At 60.3% G+C, this 16,331-nt stretch carries 14 protein-coding genes and 1 pseudogene; 6 read left to right on the top strand and 9 right to left on the bottom strand.

All coding sequences use genetic code 11. The annotated features are described in order from the left end of the window. Positions 1–10: 10 nt before the first annotated feature. The 6 genes from codA to QFX16_RS19895 all read right to left on the bottom strand — a co-directional run bounded on the left by codA (position 11) and on the right by QFX16_RS19895 (position 6,384). On the bottom strand, positions 11–1,258 hold the full coding sequence (gene codA, locus QFX16_RS19920; RefSeq protein WP_123368400.1) for a cytosine deaminase: 1,248 nt from the start codon (positions 1,256–1,258) through the stop codon (positions 11–13). 13 nt (positions 1,259–1,271) lie between these two features. Continuing rightward, a complete protein-coding gene (gene codB / locus QFX16_RS19915; protein WP_283181032.1) occupies positions 1,272–2,543 on the bottom strand; it encodes a cytosine permease in 1,272 nt (423 codons plus the stop codon). 266 nt (positions 2,544–2,809) lie between these two features. Beyond that, positions 2,810–3,640, bottom strand: coding sequence for an alpha/beta fold hydrolase (locus QFX16_RS19910; RefSeq protein ID WP_283181031.1), 831 nt, complete (start codon positions 3,638–3,640; stop codon positions 2,810–2,812). A 142-nt stretch (positions 3,641–3,782) separates the two neighbouring features. Continuing rightward, complete coding sequence (gene queD / locus QFX16_RS19905) at positions 3,783–4,139, bottom strand: 6-carboxytetrahydropterin synthase QueD (RefSeq protein ID WP_283181030.1); 357 nt, start codon at positions 4,137–4,139, stop codon at positions 3,783–3,785. 94 nt (positions 4,140–4,233) lie between these two features. Further along, the gene (locus tag QFX16_RS19900) at positions 4,234–5,313 is read right to left on the bottom strand and encodes a patatin-like phospholipase family protein (RefSeq protein ID WP_283181029.1); all 1,080 of its coding nucleotides are present in this window, start codon (positions 5,311–5,313) and stop codon (positions 4,234–4,236) included. 141 nt (positions 5,314–5,454) lie between these two features. Then, positions 5,455–6,384 carry an IS110 family transposase gene (locus QFX16_RS19895; RefSeq protein ID WP_283181028.1) on the bottom strand — a complete coding sequence of 310 codons (930 nt, stop codon included), beginning with the start codon at positions 6,382–6,384 and terminating at the stop codon, positions 5,455–5,457. 415 nt (positions 6,385–6,799) lie between these two features. On the opposite strand from QFX16_RS19895, the gene QFX16_RS19890 reads away from it, so the two are divergent. From QFX16_RS19890 to QFX16_RS19875, 4 genes are read left to right on the top strand one after another with little or no spacing between them, the layout of a single operon-like run. Further along, positions 6,800–7,108 (top strand): PepSY domain-containing protein, encoded by a 309-nt coding sequence (locus tag QFX16_RS19890; protein ID WP_283181027.1) that lies wholly within the window; start codon positions 6,800–6,802, stop codon positions 7,106–7,108. Continuing rightward, positions 7,108–7,431, top strand: coding sequence for a PepSY domain-containing protein (locus QFX16_RS19885; RefSeq protein ID WP_223433639.1), 324 nt, complete (start codon positions 7,108–7,110; stop codon positions 7,429–7,431). The genes QFX16_RS19890 and QFX16_RS19885 overlap by 1 nt, the downstream gene beginning before the upstream one ends. A 3-nt stretch (positions 7,432–7,434) precedes the next feature. Then, the gene (locus QFX16_RS19880) at positions 7,435–8,103 is read left to right on the top strand and encodes a response regulator transcription factor (RefSeq protein ID WP_283181026.1); all 669 of its coding nucleotides are present in this window, start codon (positions 7,435–7,437) and stop codon (positions 8,101–8,103) included. Further along, complete coding sequence (locus tag QFX16_RS19875) at positions 8,100–9,419, top strand: sensor histidine kinase (protein WP_283181025.1); 1,320 nt, start codon at positions 8,100–8,102, stop codon at positions 9,417–9,419. The genes QFX16_RS19880 and QFX16_RS19875 overlap by 4 nt, the downstream gene beginning before the upstream one ends. Positions 9,420–9,587: 168 nt before the next feature. Here QFX16_RS19875 and QFX16_RS29800 read toward each other — a convergent pair whose 3' ends face one another. Together QFX16_RS29800 and QFX16_RS29795 are read right to left on the bottom strand one after the other, a co-directional pair. Then, positions 9,588–10,343 (bottom strand): methyl-accepting chemotaxis protein, encoded by a 756-nt coding sequence (locus QFX16_RS29800; RefSeq protein WP_439900138.1) that lies wholly within the window; start codon positions 10,341–10,343, stop codon positions 9,588–9,590. Between the two features lie 102 nt (positions 10,344–10,445). Beyond that, positions 10,446–10,592: pseudogene (locus QFX16_RS29795) on the bottom strand (HAMP domain-containing protein); the annotation flags it as partial. 1,513 nt (positions 10,593–12,105) lie between these two features. Between QFX16_RS29795 and QFX16_RS19865 the strand changes: the two are divergent. Continuing rightward, positions 12,106–13,422, top strand: coding sequence for a Na+/H+ antiporter family protein (locus tag QFX16_RS19865; RefSeq protein WP_283184606.1), 1,317 nt, complete (start codon positions 12,106–12,108; stop codon positions 13,420–13,422). A gap of 176 nt (positions 13,423–13,598) precedes the next feature. Next, positions 13,599–15,281, top strand: a complete 1,683-nt coding sequence (ctpM, locus tag QFX16_RS29900; RefSeq protein WP_283181023.1) for a methyl-accepting chemotaxis protein CtpM — start codon at positions 13,599–13,601, stop codon at positions 15,279–15,281. Between the two features lie 93 nt (positions 15,282–15,374). Here ctpM and QFX16_RS19855 read toward each other — a convergent pair whose 3' ends face one another. Continuing rightward, positions 15,375–16,310: a LysR family transcriptional regulator gene (locus QFX16_RS19855; RefSeq protein ID WP_283181022.1), complete on the bottom strand. Its 936-nt coding sequence runs from the start codon at positions 16,308–16,310 to the stop codon at positions 15,375–15,377. Between the last annotated feature and the right edge of the window lie 21 nt (positions 16,311–16,331).

Genomic DNA, 16,331 nt, shown 5'->3' with positions numbered 1-16,331 from the left:
AACGCAAATCTCAGCTCTGATCGCCGAAGAACTCCACCACCGGCATCTGCCGCTTCATCAACACTTTGCCATCGCGCACCGAATACAGCGGCAGGCCCTGGCTGCGGATCACCTCGTAATCGCTGTCCGCCGACAGAATCAGCAAATTCGCCGGCCGCCCGCGTTCCAGTCCATATCGATCCCCCAAATTCATGGCCTTGGCGCTGTTGTCGGTGACCAGGTCCAGCGCGCTTTGCAGGTTGCGGTAACCGAGCATGTGGCAGATGTGCAGGCCGGCTTCGAGCACCCGCAAGATATTGCCGTTGCCCAGCGGATACCACGGGTCGACGATCGAATCCTGGCCGAAACACACGTTCATCCCGGCTTCGAGTAGCTCGTTGACACGGGTCACGCCACGACGTTTCGGAAAGTTGTCGAAGCGCCCTTGCAGGTGAATGCTTTCGGTGGGGCAGGAGACAAAACTGATCCCCGAATGCCCGAGCAAGCGAAACAGTTTGGCGCAGTAAGCGTTGTCGTAAGAGCCCATGGCCGTGGTGTGGCTGGCGGTCACCCGCGAGCCCATGTCGCGACTGCGGGCTTCTTCGGCCAGCACCTCCAGAAAGCGTGAGTGCGGGTCGTCGGTTTCATCGCAATGCACGTCCACCAGGCAACCGGTGCGCTCGGCCAGGTCCATCAGGAATTTCACTGAACTCACGCCTTGATCGCGGGTGTACTCGAAATGCGGAATGCCGCCGACCACATCGGCCCCCATGCGGATCGCTTCTTCCATCAGCTCGCGACCGTTGCGGTACGACTCGATGCCTTCCTGCGGGAACGCAACGATCTGCATGTCGATCAGGTGACGGCTTTCTTCGCGCACTTCGAGCATCGCCTTGAGCGCGGTGAGCTGCGGGTCGGTGACGTCGACGTGGGTGCGCACGTGCTGGATGCCGTGGGCGGCGAGGGTCTGGATGGTTTTCTTGGCGCGTGTTTTGGTGTCTTCTTCGGTGATCGTCACCTTGCGCTCGCCCCAGCACTCGATGCCTTCGAACAGCGTGCCGCTCATGTTCCAGCGCGGCTCGCCGGCGGTGAGCGTGGCGTCGAGGTGGATGTGCGGCTCGACGAAGGGTGGCACCACCAGGTTGCCGCCGGCGTCCAGATCATCGGGGCCCAGGGTCGGCGCTTCGGTCTGTCGGGCGATGTTGCTGATCAGGCCGTTTTCCAGGTGCAACTCATGCAGGCCATCTTGGTTGCGCAGGCGGGCGTTGATGATGTGCATCAGGCGAATCCTTTTATAGATCTTGTAATGGTGCGTTGGCAGTACGGGCACCCAGCACGCCGGTCAATAGCACATACGTTAACGCGGCAGCGGCAATCCCTACCAGTGGCGCGACCCACGGTGAACTGAACGCAGCAACGGTGCCGACTGCGTAGGCGGCTAAACCGGACCAGTTGAACGCCGGCAATCGGGCATCGGCCAGACGTGGATATTGACCACGATAACGGTAGAAGAAGTCCGCCATGATCACGCCGCCAATCGGTGGAATCACAGTGCCCAGCAGAATCAGGTAGGGCACCAGCATGTCGTACATGCCCAGTAGCGCCAGCAACGTGCCGATCACCGCGCCCGCCAGGGTTACGGTTTTGCGACGGCCGGTGCGCAGCAGGTTGCAACCGGCGACGGCGAAGTTGTAGATGGTGTTGTCCTGGGTGCTCCAGATATTGATCAGCAGCATCGCCATTGCCGCCATGGCGAAGCCTTGCAGCAGCAACACTTCGACCACATCCGGTTGCTGATAGACGATTGCGCCATAGGCACCGATCAACACCATCAGGCCGTTGCCGATGAAGAAACCGATCAGGCTCGCCAGCACCGCGACGCGTGCTGAACGAGAGAAACGCGTCCAGTTGGTTGCCTGGGTCGCACCGCTTACAAAAGTGCCGAACACCAAGGTAATCGCTGTCGACCAGTCCAGTGTTCCCGTCGGGACTACCGCGAGCAAACCCTCGAGCCCGCCGACCTTCACCGTGGCCACCCACATCGACAGCATCAGCAGCAACATCATCGCCGGTACGGCGATGTACGACAGAATCTCCAGGCCGCGATAGCCGACATACGCGGTCGCGCAAAACAGCAGGCCGAACAACACCATCAGCCCGAGAACGGTGCCCTCGCTCAATTCGAAATACTTGCCCAGCACCACGGCGGCAGTGGCCGTGCCCCAGGCGTACCAGCCGATCTGGGTAAAACCGAGGATCAGGTCGCTGAGCTTGCTGCCCACTTCACCGAAGCAAAAGCGTCCCATCAATACCGAGTTGAGTCCGCTCTTGAAGGCGATGTAGCCAAGGCCTGCGGCGTAGATCCCCAGCAGCAGATTGCCGACGATAGTCACCGCCATCATCTCGCCGAAACTGAACGCCACACCGAGCTTGCCGCCGGCAAACATGGTCGCGGTAAAAAAGGTGAAACCCAGCAGCACCATGGCCGTTGAGGCCAGGCCTTTGCGGGCATGCATCGGGACTTCGCTGAGGGGGTAATCGTTACCGGGATCGTTCTGCGTCATGGGGCGTTCCTTGCTGAATGAGTGACGCGGGAGCGTGTTGCAGTGGTCGTGCCAAGCGTGGGGTGGTGTAGTTATTTATAGCCGAGCACGGAGATTTGGCCCGGGGAGGGGCACGAAAGAGGTGCACCTGAAGGAACACAGAACCCATGTGGGAGCGAGCCGGCTCCGGGCGGCGTTCCGACGATAGCGGTGGGTCAGTCGACATCAATGTCGGATGTGACTCAGTCATCGCGAGCAAGCTCGCTCCCACAGTGGATTTGGTTTCGTCATGAGGATTTGTGTTGCGGCAAAAACTTCAGCAACGCTGCGACAATCGCTTCCGGCGCATCCTCCTGAACCAGATGCCCGGCATTCGGAATCGCCTGAAACCGCGACCCCGGAATCATCTGATGCAACGCCTGCCCGCGTTCAATGGGAATCCACTGATCGTCTTCCCCCCACAGAATCTGCACCGGACAACGAATCGTCGGGTACAGCCCTTCGGCCTCACGGGTATAACGCTCGTCCATCTGCGCAATCTGCCGGTAGAACGCCGCTTGCCCCGGATCGCCGAGCCACGGCTGCACGTAAGGCGCGAGTTCGTCGTCCGGAATTTCGCGCTTGATCGCCCCGCGAATATAGGTCGGCACGATTGCTTGTTGAATGTAATCGGGCAGGCCACTGAATGCCGCCTCATGCTGACGCACGTGCTGCACAAACGGCGAACCCCAGGGCGTCAGCGCCACTGGATCAATCAGCGTCAGGCTGCGGTAGTCCTTGCCGTTCAGCAGGTGAGCACGCAGGGCGGTGGCGCCGCCGAAGTCGTGAGCGACGAGGTCTGGTCGCTCCAGACCCCAGTGATCGAGCAAGTGAGCCAACAGGTCGTTCTGCACACCCAGTGACACATCGCCCTCGATTTTCTCCGATAGCCCATACCCCAACAGATCAAAGTAATGCACCCGATGGGTGGTGATGAAGTGCGGCGCAATCCGGTGCCACACGTAAGAAGAGAAGGGCGTGCCATGCACGAACACCAACGGCGGACCGTCGCCCCGTACGGCGTAGCGAACGGAGTGCCCGTTGAAGCGATAGGTCTGAGGCAGCGGCCAGTCCGTCATTGGGGGTGTCCTCTTGGCGTGGGGGGGCCAAAAAGCATAGGCATAAAAAAACAGCCATTGAAGGCTGTTTTTGTATTCACTGACGAAACGCAGTTCTCTGTGGGAATCTCCCACAAGGGATTTTCGTTGTCTTTAGATCGGTTTACTCGCCGCGATAGATGCAGCCGCTGGTGCACGTCTCGTGAATGCGGATCGCGCTGAGTTCCGGCAGCAGAGGCTTCAATTCCTTCCAGATGAATTTGGCCAGGACTTCACTGGTCGGGTTTTCCAGACCGGGAATGTCGTTCAGGTAGTTATGGTCCAGGCGCTCATAGAGCGGCTTGAAGATCGCCTTGATTTCCGAGAAATCGCGGATCCAGCCAGTGTGCGGATCGAGGTCGCCGCTCAGGTGGACCGCCACTTTGAACGAGTGACCGTGCAGGCGGCCGCACTTGTGGCCTTCCGGTACGTGGGGCAGGCGGTGGGCGGATTCGAAGGTAAATTCTTTGAAGATTTCCACAGTTGTTTGAGCTCTGTCAGGTGGCGATCGCCGCGGCGATGTGGGCAGGCGGCGAGTTTAACAGTTTGCGTTTGGCGTTGCGGGAAAACACTGACTAAAGGGTCAGCAAGCGCTCCCCGAGGCGACCGCTGGCAGCCAGTTCGAGGAACTCATCGCCCATACGACGGCTTTCATCCATCGTCGTGCGCCAGTATTTCTGCCGGCTCGGGGCATCGCCCATGAAGCGTTTGAAGTCGTTGCGGTCCGGGAGTTTGCCGTAGGGCAGACGCGCCAGGTAATCCTTCGATGGCGCCAGCAACAGGACATCCTGCAAACGCGCAGGACACGCGCGGCGCCACGGCAGGGTCTTGTCGAACCAGCCGGGAATGACCCGGTCGGTGAAGTGCGGATAGAGCACGATGTCGTTGCCGCTGTAGGGCAGGTCGAGGTGATAGTCCAGCAGACCGCCATCGCGAAAAGTCCCGGCACCGGCACCCGGCAGATCACGCACGCCTTCCATCACCATCGGGATCGAGCCTGACGCGAGCAAGGCCTGGCGCAGGTTACCGGCATTCAGCGCAACGAAGCGCGAGGGGAAATCGTTGAGTGCATTGACCGGCGGTGCCAGGCGCGGATCGTGAATGATCAGCCGCTCGAAATGCCGCGACAGCCGCGCGCGACCGCGCAGGTTGTCGGCGATCACCGATGACAGGCCCAGCCCCAGTCGGCCGCGATGATCGTCCGCCAGCAGGCCGTGGCTTTTGACCACCATGATGTTCAGTCGGTAATGAGCGTTGTCCAGAATCGAGGCATCGCGGCCGTCGAGCAGGTCATCGAGCATGCGCCGGGAGCTCTGGCTGATCTGCGCCATGGTCACGCCCTTGGCGAAGTTCTGCTCGGTGTAGAGGTGACCGAGACGGCGGATACCTTCGGCGGCATCCGGCAGACACGCGCTGGCGAAGCGCCAGGAACCCACCGACGCTCCGATCAACGAGCGCTCCCGTGGTGCCGCTGGCAGCCATTCACCGAACAACGCCAGGTCCAGACCTTGAATCCCCAACGCCTTGGGACCACCGGCAGCACCCGGCAGTGTGCCGACATCGGCGGCGCTCAAACCGTTTTCACGGATGCGCGCCAAGGCGCGAGGGCCGGCCTTGAGCGTCAGCGAGGGGAACTTGATGTGGATAGCGGTCATACCGGTCTCGAATGCAGGCAAGCGGGGGATTATGTGGGAGCAACTGTCTTGGTGATCTTTATTTTGAAGGCATATTGATAGACAGCTAAATTCCCACAGCTTTACGCCATGCGATGCCCTACAGGAACACCGCGACCCGTTTTAGGCCAAGGGTTGTTTCCACTCAGTTCGGTCTCGGATCATGGCGTTCAGTCGTATCAGCAGCACGCGCATACAGGCGATGAGCGCTACTTTTGCGCATTTGCCCTTACGACGCAGTGCGTCATACCGCGCTTTGAACTCAGGCTGTCGCTGAATCACCACCCAGCACGCCATGTACATCGCGCGACGCGCAGCAAACCTGCCGCCGCTAATATGGCGCGGACCTTCATGCTTGCCGCTGTCATCGTTGTAGGGGGCTATGCCTGCCAGCGCTGCAATCTCGTGCCGTCCAACCTCGCCCAGCTCAGGCAAATAGGCCATCAAGCTGGCTGCCGTCACGAGCCCTATTCCCTTGACCGAGCACAAACGGGCTATTTTATCACTGTCCAGGTCTTGGGCACTTTGACGGATCAACTTCTCTATCGACTTTATTGCTTGGCATAAATAGTCGATATGCCTCTGCAGACAGGGTTTTACCCGGTCTACAGAGGCTGTTTTGAGGCGCCGAATATCATCGCTTTGCTGCTGAACAAAGTTTTCACGTTGCTGTACCAGCGCACGCAAATTGTCCTGTTCAGGGCTGGTGATGCGGTTGCTTGGCGACTTTATGACTTCTGCAAACTGCGCGAGAAGTCGCGCATCTATCGGGTCGGTTTTAGCGCGCTGCCCCATCGCCTTGGCAAAGTTCTTGGCGCGACGAGGGTTGATCCGCAAGACTTCGAAGCCCGCGGCCTGAAGCGCTTTCATGGCCTCTCGCTCATAGCCGCCGGTGGCTTCCAGCAATACGCGGTTGACCTGGTAGCGCTTTAACCAATCAATCAGCGCAAGGAAGTCACTGGCGGTATTGAGGTAACTTGCGCCAACGTCTTGCGGGTTAATCCGAACCTCAAGAGTATCTTTGGCAACGTCGATGCCTGCGCAGGAAAACATAGCTGAATCCTCTTACACTCAAAGGTGAGAGCACTCTGGCTGGGCACCACGCTTGTAAATGTTCGAGGTAGGCTCGTTCAACTGTTCGGGCTCAATAACCAGAGTGGAGAGGTGAATGGCAGCATGGGCTCCCACACGTGCTTTAAGCACTCCGGGCATTCAGCTTGCCACTCACCGCTCTCACCCTCAGTCTAATTCCTGCCCAAGACACAAGCGGGCTTGCTCGCGAAAGCGGTCTGTCTGTCACATCAATATTGGATGTGCCGCCCCTTCGCGAGCAGGCTCGCTCCCACAGGTTTTGTGTATGTCTGTGATGTCGTGTTGCCATCTCGATGATGGCAATTCAGTTTCAGTTAAGTTCGGATCGCTAAGGTGGCTCCCGTAGGCAACACATAAAAAAATACGGAGACACCCCATGAGAACCCTGACTGCCCTGTTCACCGCGTCCATCATCGGCATGACCGCCAGCATCGCCCACGCTCGCGACCTCGGTCCCGACGAAGCCCTGAGACTGCGCGACGCTGGTACCATTGTGTCTTTCGAGAAGCTCAACGCTACTGCTCTGACCAAACACCCGGGTGCCACCATCACCGAAACCGAGCTGGAAGAAGAGTACGGCAAGTACATCTATCAGGTGGAGTTGCGCGACCCTCAGGGCATTGAGTGGGACCTGGAATTGGACGCTGTCAGCGGGCAGATTCTCAAGGATCATCAGGATACGTAATGAAGGTGTTTTCTTTTTCACAGCGGTGCACGAGAGGTCGAATGGCTCTGGCGCTTCTGGCTTTTTGCTCGGTGGTCATGGCCCGCGACCTGGATCAGGACGAAGCCCTGCGCCTGCGACAACAGGGGGTGATCCTGCCGCTGGAGCAGCTGTTGCAGCAAGCGCTGGACCGCTACCCCGGGGCCAAACTGCTGGAAGCCGAGCTCGAAGAGAAACACGACGTCTACGTTTATGAAGTCGAGTTGCTGACCGCCGAAGGCGTGGTCCGCGAACTTGACCTCGACGCCACCACCGGCCAGTTACTGAAAGACAAGGAAGATTGATCGATGCGTTTGCTTCTGGTGGAAGACCATGTGCCGCTGGCCGACGAACTGATGGCAGGCCTCAACCGTCAGGGTTACGCCGTGGACTGGCTGGCCGACGGTCGCGACGCGGTGTATCAGGGCAGCAGCGAGCCTTATGACCTGATCATTCTCGACCTCGGCCTGCCGGGTTTGCCAGGGCTCGAGGTGCTGACGCAATGGCGGGCCGGTGGCCTGGCCACGCCAGTGCTGATTCTCACCGCCCGTGATTCCTGGGCGGAACGGATCGAAGGTCTCAAGGCCGGCGCCGACGATTACCTGACCAAACCCTTCCACCCCGAAGAGCTGCACTTGCGAGTCCAGGCACTGTTGCGCCGTTCCCATGGCCATGCCAACCAGCCGACGCTCAAGGCTGCCGGACTGCACCTGGACGAAGGCCGCCAATGCGTGACCCGCGACGGCGCCGACATCCAGCTCACCGCCGCTGAATTCCGCCTGCTGCGTTATTTCATGCTGCACCCCGAGCAGATTCTTTCCAAAAGCCACCTCGCCGAACACCTCTACGACGGTGAAACCGAGCGCGATTCCAACGTGCTCGAAGTCCACGTCAACCACCTGCGGCGCAAACTCGGGCGCAGCGTCATCGAAACCCGTCGCGGCCAGGGTTACCTGTTCGGCGGGCAAGCCCAGTGAGGTCGATCCAGCGCCGCTTGAGCCTGGGTTTGATCAGCGTGATGGTGATCGTCGGCCTGGTGCTGGCGCAGACCAGCCTGTGGCTGTTCGAAATGGGTTTGCAGCGCTACCTCGAAGCCGGGCTGCGCAACGACAGCGAAAACCTGCTGGTGGCGCTGGTTCGTGGGCCGCAGGGTTTGCAGCTGGATGAGCGGCACCTGTCGCCGGCCTATCAGCGACCGTTTTCCGGGCATTACTTTCGCATCGACTTTGCCGACAGCCATTGGCGCTCCCGTTCGCTGTGGGATCAGGACATGCCGCGCCTCGACCATGCCGGCCTGCACAGCAATCTGCAATTGGGGCCGGAAGGCCAGCAATTGCTGGTGCTGCGTTCGGACTATCGGCGCTTGGGCCAATCGATTTCCATCAGCGTGGCCCAGGATTACACGCCGGTGCGCGAGAGTTTCCTGCGCATGCAACAGGTTGGTCTCGGCCTGGGATTGGGGGGGTTGTTGCTGATTCTGCTGCTGCAACGCATCACCGTGCGCCGCGCCTTGCGCCCGCTGGAGAAGGCGCGAGAGCAGATCGCCCAGTTGCAGCAGGGCCAGCGCTCGCAACTCGATGATCAGGTGCCGGTAGAGCTTGAACCGTTGGTGGCGCAGATCAACCATTTACTGGCGCACACCGAAGACAGCCTCAAGCGCTCGCGCAATGCGCTGGGCAACCTCGGCCACGCCTTGAAAACCCCGCTGGCGGTGTTGTTGAGCCTGGCCTCAAGCGAGAAGCTCGATGCGCATCCAGAACTGCGCAAGGTGATTAAGGCGCAGCTGGAACAGGTCCAGCAGCGACTCAATCGCGAACTCAATCGCGCACGGTTATCCGGCGATTCGTTGCCGGGGGCATTGTTTGATTGCGATGCTGAATTGCCTGGGTTACTGGCGACGTTGAACATGATTCATGGTGAGCATCTTGAGCTCAGTTACCGCGCACCGGCCGGTTTGCAACTGCCTTGGGATCGCGAGGATTTGCTCGAACTGCTCGGTAACCTGCTGGACAACGCCTGCAAATGGGCGGATGCCGAGGTTCGGTTGAGCGTGGTCGAGACGACCGAAGGGTTTGAGTTAAACGTGGAAGACGATGGACCGGGGATTCCCGAAGACCAGCGCGATCAGGTGTTCAGCCGGGGTACTCGGCTTGATGAACAAACGGATGGGCATGGGTTGGGCTTGGGGATTGTGCGGGACATCGTCGATACGTGGGGCGGGGTGTTGCGGCTGGAGGAGAGTGAGTGGGGCGGGTTGCGGGTGGTGATTGAGTTGCCCAAGCGTTCAGGCTGAAAACCACCCCTCACCCCAGCCCTCTCCCCAGAGGGGAGAGGGGGAAAGGGAGCCGATCTCCAGCGCTTTCAGATCCTGAGTTCGACTCTATATTTCAGGTCGATGTAGCTCTAAGAACAACTCGGTCAGTCCCCTCTACCTTTGGGAGAGGGTTAGGGTGAGGGCTTCTCAGACCCGAAACTGATCCATCAAACTCTGTTGCTGATTCGCCAGGCTATTGAGCGACTGACTCACCCGCGCCGATTCATTCGCCTGCCCTGACAGCGACTCAGTCACATCCCGAATCGTCGCCACGTTGTTGTTGATCTCCTCAGCCACGGCGCTTTGCTCTTCAGCGGCACTGGCAATCTGCAAGTTCATGTCGCTGATCACCGTCACCGCCTCACCAATCTGGCGCAGCGCCGTCACCGCCTGACCCACCTGTTCGACACTGCCCTGAGCCTGACGATGGCTGTTGTTCATCGAGCCGACCACGTCCTGAGTGCCACTCTGCAATTGCTCGATCACCAGACGGGTTTCTTCGACAGATTCCTGGGTTCGGCGTGCCAGGTTGCGCACTTCATCGGCCACGACGGCAAAACCGCGTCCGGCTTCACCGGCACGTGCGGCCTCGATGGCGGCGTTGAGCGCCAGCAGATTAGTCTGTTCGGCGATGGCCCGAATGACTTCCAGCACCGAACCGATCTTCTCGCTGTTGGCCGCCAGGCCTTCGACTTGAACCATCGCCGCGCTCATGTCGGCCGCGAGGTTGTCGATGCTGGCGGTGGTGCGGTCGATCACGGTCAAACCGCGACGGGTGGCCTGATCCGCATCCCGCGCTGCCTGTGCCGCTTGCGCTGCACTGCGAGCGACGTCTTGAGCGGTGGCGCTCATTTCGTGGGAAGCGGTAGCGACCTGATCCACCTGACGGAATTGCTGTTCCATGCCAGCGCTGGTCTGGGTGGCGATGGCGGACGACTGATCCGCCGTGCTGCGCGCGTCCTGCACCGAGCGTTTGACCTCGGCGATGATCGGTTGCAGTTTGTCGAGGAAGCGGTTGAACCAGCCGGCCAATTGGCCGAGTTCGTCCTTTTTGTCGTAGGCCAGGCGGCGGGTCAGATCGCCTTCGCCGCTGGCAATGTCTTCGAGCATGTGCGCCACACCCAGGATCGGCCTGGTCACGCTGCGGGCCATCAGCCACACCAGCAACAGGCCAATCAACGCGGCCAGCACGCCCAGGCCGAGTTCGACCAAGGTGCCGGCGGTGTTGCTTTCATCGAGTTGTTTTTTCAACGCTTCGGCGGGGCCGACCAGGACTTTCTCCGGCACCTCAAGCAACACACCCCAGGAGTTGCCACCGGGAATCGGCTGGAACGGCGACAGCACTTTGAGCTGTTGATTGTTGTGCAGGCTTTCGGTCTTGCTGCTGGTGGCGAGCATGCGGATCAGCTCGGCACCGTTGGCCTTGTCCACGGTATCCAGGCGCTGGCTGAGCTTGCTGGCGTCCGGGCTGTAACCGGCCAGCAAACCGACCGGGCTGATGATGCTGACGTTGGTCTGGCCGTCATAGAGCTTCTTGCTCGCACCCTGGCTGACGGCTTGCAGGCTATTGAGGTTGATGTCTACCGACAGCGAAGCGATGACCTTGCCGTTGACCATCAGCGGGAAAACGATGCTGGTCATCAGCACGTTCTGGCCGTCGATCACGTAGAAGTAGGGTTCGATCACGCAGGGTTTGAGCGTCGTGCGCGGGCAGGTGAACCAGGCGTTGGCCGGTTCGCCGCTGGGGCCGGTGCTGGTGTCGGCCATGTCGCTTTCCGGTAGCGCCATCGACGTCACCTTGCCAGGCACAGGTTGCGACCAGTACAGGGCGAAACGGCCCTTGTCGTTGCTGCCCAGCTCGGCCTGGCCGGCGAACAGATCGTCCTTGCCGTCCAGCGCGTTGGCTTCGAACACCAGCGAGAGGCCGAGCAATTCCGGGTTGGCTTGCAGGGCTGACTTGACCTGACGCGTCAGGTCTTCACGCAGGTCAAAGGCATCGAGAAAGCGTTTCTCGGCCTGGTCGCGCAGGAACAGCACCTGACGCGAAAAGCCATGGCCATATTGATAGGCGTCCATGAACTGCTGGCGAATCCCCAGCGCCTGGTTTTCACCCTGGGATTCGATCCGGGCCTGGGCAGCTTCGGTGAGCATCTCCATGCTGGATGCTTTCACCATCTCGGAACTGTGCTCCATGCGATACAGCGAAAGACCCACCAGCAGGGTCACGATGCCGGCCAGGCACAGCCCGGCCAGCAGTGTGATTTTCCATTGAATGGAAAGTTGTCTGAGCGACATGGAGACGTCCTTTATTCGATAAATATCTGAGACTTTGCACTGTAACGGCCGCCATTCGGCTTTCTTTATGCCGCTCGACGAATATCGAGGCACACAAACCTGTAGCAGCTTGCGCAGCCTGCGTTCGGCTGCGCAGCAGTCGTAAAACCTGCTTGCACGTTCATCCAGATACACCGCGCCAGCTGGATTACGACTGCTGCGCAGCCGAACGCGGGCTTCGCCAGCTGCTACAGGGGCGGTGTTCGCTTTGACAAGGCGTGGATGCTGCGGCACAGTGCGCGCCCTCTAATAAAACCCTCTCATTTAATCCGCTGGCGGCTCTTTGCAGACTGCCGGCCGGACTCTTTCCGTTTGCCTTGAGGTACCGATGATTAATGCTGTAATTGCCGCGGTCGGCGTCATGCTGATCCTCAGCCTGTCCCGCGTGCACGTCGTAATCGCGCTGATCGTGGGCGCCCTGGTGGGTGGTTTGACCGGTGGCTTGGGCATCGACGCGACACTCAAAGCCTTCAACAGTGGTCTCGGTGGCGGCGCGACGGTCGCGTTGTCCTACGCATTGCTTGGCGCTTTCGCCGTGGCCATTGCCAAGTCCGGCCTGGCACACGCCCTGGCCGACAAAGCCTTGCTGATGGTCGATCGCCAGCACGCCAGCGGCGGCCGTCAGGTCAAATGGCTGTTGATCGGTTTGCTGTGGGTGGTGGCCATCGCGTCCCAGAACATCTTGCCGATACATATCGCCTTCATTCCGCTGCTGGTGCCGCCGCTTTTATATGTGCTGACCAAGCTGCAACTGGATCGCCGACTGATTGCCTGCGTCATGACCTTCGGCCTGATTACGCCGTACATGTTCCTGCCCGTGGGCTTCGGCAACATCTTCCTTAATGAAATCCTGCTGGCCAACGTCGCCCGTAGCGGGGTGGACATCAGCGGCATCAACGTCACCCATGCCATGGGGATTCCGGCACTGGGCATGGTCGTCGGGCTCGCGGCAGCGTTTGTCAGCTACCGCAAGAAGCGCGTCTACGATCTGGAAAAGATCGAGCAAGTCGAACAGGTCGCGGTGCAGTACAACCCGCTGAGCCTGATGGTCGCCGGTCTGGCCATAGCAGCAGCGTTCATCATTCAGCTGCTGCTGGACTCGATGATCATCGGCGCGCTGGCGGGTTTCCTGATCTTCTCGGTCTCGGGCATTGTGAAATGGCGCGACACCGATGACCTGTTCACCGAAGGCATGAAAATGATGGCGATGATCGGCTTCATCATGATCGCCGCGTCCGGGTTTGGCGAAGTGATTAAAGCCACCGGGCAAGTGCAAACGCTGGTCGAAACCTCGGCTTCATGGATCGGCCACAGCAAAGCCATTGGCGCGTTGCTGATGTTGTTGGTGGGCCTGTTAGTGACCATGGGCATCGGCTCGTCGTTTTCCACCGTACCGATTCTGGCGGTGATTTTCGTGCCGTTGTGCGTACAGTTGGGTTTCAGCCCGATCGCGATCGTGTGCATCGTCGGCACTGCTGGCGCCTTGGGTGACGCCGGTTCGCCAGCCTCAGACTCGACCCTCGGCCCGACCTCGGGTCTGAACATCGACGGCCAGCATCACCACATCTGGGACACCGTGGTCCCGACCTTCTTGCACTACAACATCCCGTTGCTGGCGTTCGGCTGGGCGGCGGCGATGGTCCTCTAAACACATTTCCCCTGTGGGAGCGAGCCTGCTCGCGAAGGCGGCACATTCAACACCTCGGTGACTGACAAACCGCTTTCGCGAGCAGGCTCGCTCCCACAAGGGCCGCACTCAACTTTTGATCCGGCGTGCCGTTAAAGCCTTTAACCACGCCAATAAAATCAAAAGAGTGAACCGTCATGCGCATGAGCCTGAAGGCTAAAGTCCTGTCCCTTGCCGTCCTCCCGGTGTTGCTCTTTGCGCTGGTCATCAGCTTGACTACGCTGTTCATTCTGCAGGAGCAGGCCCGCAAGGAAGTCGAGGAAACTCGCCAGCGCCTGCTCAGCGATGCCAAGGCGACGCTGCAAAGCTACGTCGCCGTGGCCATGACCACGATCAAACCTCTTTACGATGCGGCCGCCCCCGGTGATGACGCGGCGCGGGCCCAAGTGGTCAAGTTGCTGTCGAGCATCACCTACGGCAAGGACGGCTACTTCTTCGGCTACGACTCCAACACCGTGCGTCTGTTCAAGGCCAACAGCCCTGAAGGCGTGGGCCAAAGCTTCAAGGACAACCGCGATCCGAACGGCGTTTACGTCAACCGCGACCTGGTGAAAGTCGCCAAGGACGGCACCCACTATCTGCAATACAGCTCGACGCTGCCCGGCAACACCCAAGTGCTGGTGCCCAAGCTCGGCTACACCGAATACTTGCCGAAGTGGGACATGGCGGTCGGTACGTCGGTCAACCTCGACGGTATCGAAGCGCAAGTCGCGCTGGTTCAAGCCAAGGTTCAGGAGCGCATGCAAGGCGTGGTGCTGAGCATCGTCGGGATTGCCGCCGTGGTGCTGTTGGTGATTGCCGCCGCCGGGATGCTGCTGGCCAACACCATCCTGCGTCCGCTGAACCTGATGAAAGCCAACCTCGATGACATCGCGGCGGGCGAGGGTGACCTGACGCGTCGCCTGACCATCACCAGCCAGGATGAACTAGGCGAACTGGCCGGCTCGTTCAACCGTTTCGTCGACAAGATTCACGGCCTGGTGCGCCAGATCACCGAAATGACCTCGCAACTGACCGGGCTGGTGAATCAGGTCTCCGACCAGGCCCAGCGTTCGGATCAGGCCATGGAGCGTCAGCGTCACGAGACCGATCAGGTCGCCACGGCGATCAACCAAATGTCCGCCGCCGCTCAGGAAGTGGCGAAAAGCGCGCAAAACGCCGCGGTGGCCGCCCAGCAGACCGACGAAGAAGGCCAGGCTGCCAAGCGTGTGGTGGCCGGCAGCATCGTGAAGATTCATGCGTTGGTGGACGATATTCGCAGCAGCGGCGTGTCCCTCGACAGTCTGCAAAAAGACGTGTCGTCGATTGTCAGTGTGCTTGGGGTGATCCGTTCGATTGCCGAGCAGACCAACCTGTTGGCGCTCAATGCCGCCATCGAAGCCGCCCGTGCCGGTGAGGCCGGGCGTGGTTTTGCCGTAGTGGCCGACGAGGTTCGAGCGCTGGCCAGTCGTACGCAAATCAGCACCCAGGAAATCCAGGGCATGATCGATCGCTTGCAGGCCGGCACCCAATCGGCCGTGGAAGCGATGCGCCGTTCCAGCGAGGCCGGCGACGGCACGTCGGCTCAGGCCAACGAGGCCGGCGCTTCGCTCGATACCATGGCTCAGCTGATCGGCACCATCAACTCGATGAACGCGCAGATCGCCAGCGCTGCCGAAGAGCAGACCGCCGTGGCCGAAGAGATCAACCGCAGCGTGCATCAGATCGCCGTGGCCGTGGACAGCGTTGCCGACGAAACCCAACTCGGCGCCCAGACTTCCCGCAGCCTGGCCGACCTCGGTCAGCGCCTGGGCAAACTGGTGGGTCAGTTCCGTATCTGACACCACCCCAAAACTGTAGGAGCACGGCTTGCCGGCGATGGCGATCTCGAGAACGCTATCGCGAGCAAGCTCAGCTCCTACAAGGGCGGGTGGTTACGGCCTGTCCCAGTAGGGCACCGTGCCGAAGCATTCCACGAAGAAATCAATCACCGTCCGCACCTTCACCGACAACCGCCGGCTCCCAGGCCACAGCACCGCAATCTGCTGCGGCTCAAGGCTGTTGGACACCTGATACGCCCCCAGCACCGGCACCAGCGTGCCGTTGCGCACCGCCTCACCAATCAGCCACGACGGAAACATCACCAGCCCCAAGCCTTGTTCGGCGGCTTGCGTCAGGGTGTCGGCGTGGTTGCCGGTGATCGGCCCCTTTACCGACCAGTGCGTCCATTCCTGCTGATCCTTGCGGAAAAACCAGCGTTGCTGACCAGTCACGCCCTTATAGGCCAGGCACTGATGCGCGGTCAGTTCTTCGGGATGTTGCGGCGTGCCGTGACGTTCTAAATAGGCTGGGCTTGCGGCGACTTGAAAACGATGGGGCGCCAGAATGCGCGCCTGCATGCTCGAATCGTGCAGCGGCCCGATGCGGAACAGCAGGTCAGCACCTTCCTGCAGCGGGTCGACGTAGCTGTCGGTTTGCTGGATATCCAGTTGCAGTTTCGGGTAACGCTCGCAGAGCTGCCCCAGCCACGGCGTCAGGTGCCGCTGACCGAACACCACTGGCGCATTGATCCGCACCAGTCCGCTCGGTTCGCTTTGCTGTTCCTGCAAGGCCTGTTCGGCCTCTTCGAGTTGCACCAGCACCAACCGCGCGTGATGACCGAGCATGCGCCCGGCTTCAGTGGGCGAGACGGCGCGGGTGTGGCGATAGAGCAATTGCTGGCTCAGGGCTTGCTCCATCAATTGGATCTGCCGGGAAATCGAAGAGGGTGCCAGGCCCTCGCGGCGGGCGACTTCGGAAAAACTGCCGTGATCCAGCACCGCTACAAACAGCCGAAGGGCCTTGAAACCCAGTTCGTTGAGGCCATGCATGACAAATCCTGCTGTGCGAGT

The organism is Pseudomonas svalbardensis (genome assembly GCF_030053115.1).
Taxonomy (GTDB): domain Bacteria; phylum Pseudomonadota; class Gammaproteobacteria; order Pseudomonadales; family Pseudomonadaceae; genus Aquipseudomonas; species Aquipseudomonas svalbardensis.
This window is presented reverse-complemented; position numbering and strand designations above follow the sequence as displayed.

What these genes read in the sequence shown, in the direction of transcription:
- codA (WP_123368400.1), bottom strand. Translation starts at nt 1,258, where the DNA reads ATGCACATCATCAACGCCCGCCTGCGCAACCAAGATGGCCTGCATGAG.
- codB (WP_283181032.1), bottom strand. Translation starts at nt 2,543, where the DNA reads ATGACGCAGAACGATCCCGGTAACGATTACCCCCTCAGCGAAGTCCCG.
- QFX16_RS19910 (WP_283181031.1), bottom strand. Translation starts at nt 3,640, where the DNA reads ATGACGGACTGGCCGCTGCCTCAGACCTATCGCTTCAACGGGCACTCC.
- QFX16_RS19900 (WP_283181029.1), bottom strand. Translation starts at nt 5,313, where the DNA reads ATGACCGCTATCCACATCAAGTTCCCCTCGCTGACGCTCAAGGCCGGC.
- QFX16_RS19895 (WP_283181028.1), bottom strand. Translation starts at nt 6,384, where the DNA reads ATGTTTTCCTGCGCAGGCATCGACGTTGCCAAAGATACTCTTGAGGTT.
- QFX16_RS19890 (WP_283181027.1), top strand. Translation starts at nt 6,800, where the DNA reads ATGAGAACCCTGACTGCCCTGTTCACCGCGTCCATCATCGGCATGACC.
- QFX16_RS19885 (WP_223433639.1), top strand. Translation starts at nt 7,108, where the DNA reads ATGAAGGTGTTTTCTTTTTCACAGCGGTGCACGAGAGGTCGAATGGCT.
- QFX16_RS19880 (WP_283181026.1), top strand. Translation starts at nt 7,435, where the DNA reads ATGCGTTTGCTTCTGGTGGAAGACCATGTGCCGCTGGCCGACGAACTG.
- QFX16_RS29800 (WP_439900138.1), bottom strand. Translation starts at nt 10,343, where the DNA reads ATGGAACAGCAATTCCGTCAGGTGGATCAGGTCGCTACCGCTTCCCAC.
- ctpM (WP_283181023.1), top strand. Translation starts at nt 13,599, where the DNA reads ATGCGCATGAGCCTGAAGGCTAAAGTCCTGTCCCTTGCCGTCCTCCCG.
- QFX16_RS19855 (WP_283181022.1), bottom strand. Translation starts at nt 16,310, where the DNA reads ATGCATGGCCTCAACGAACTGGGTTTCAAGGCCCTTCGGCTGTTTGTA.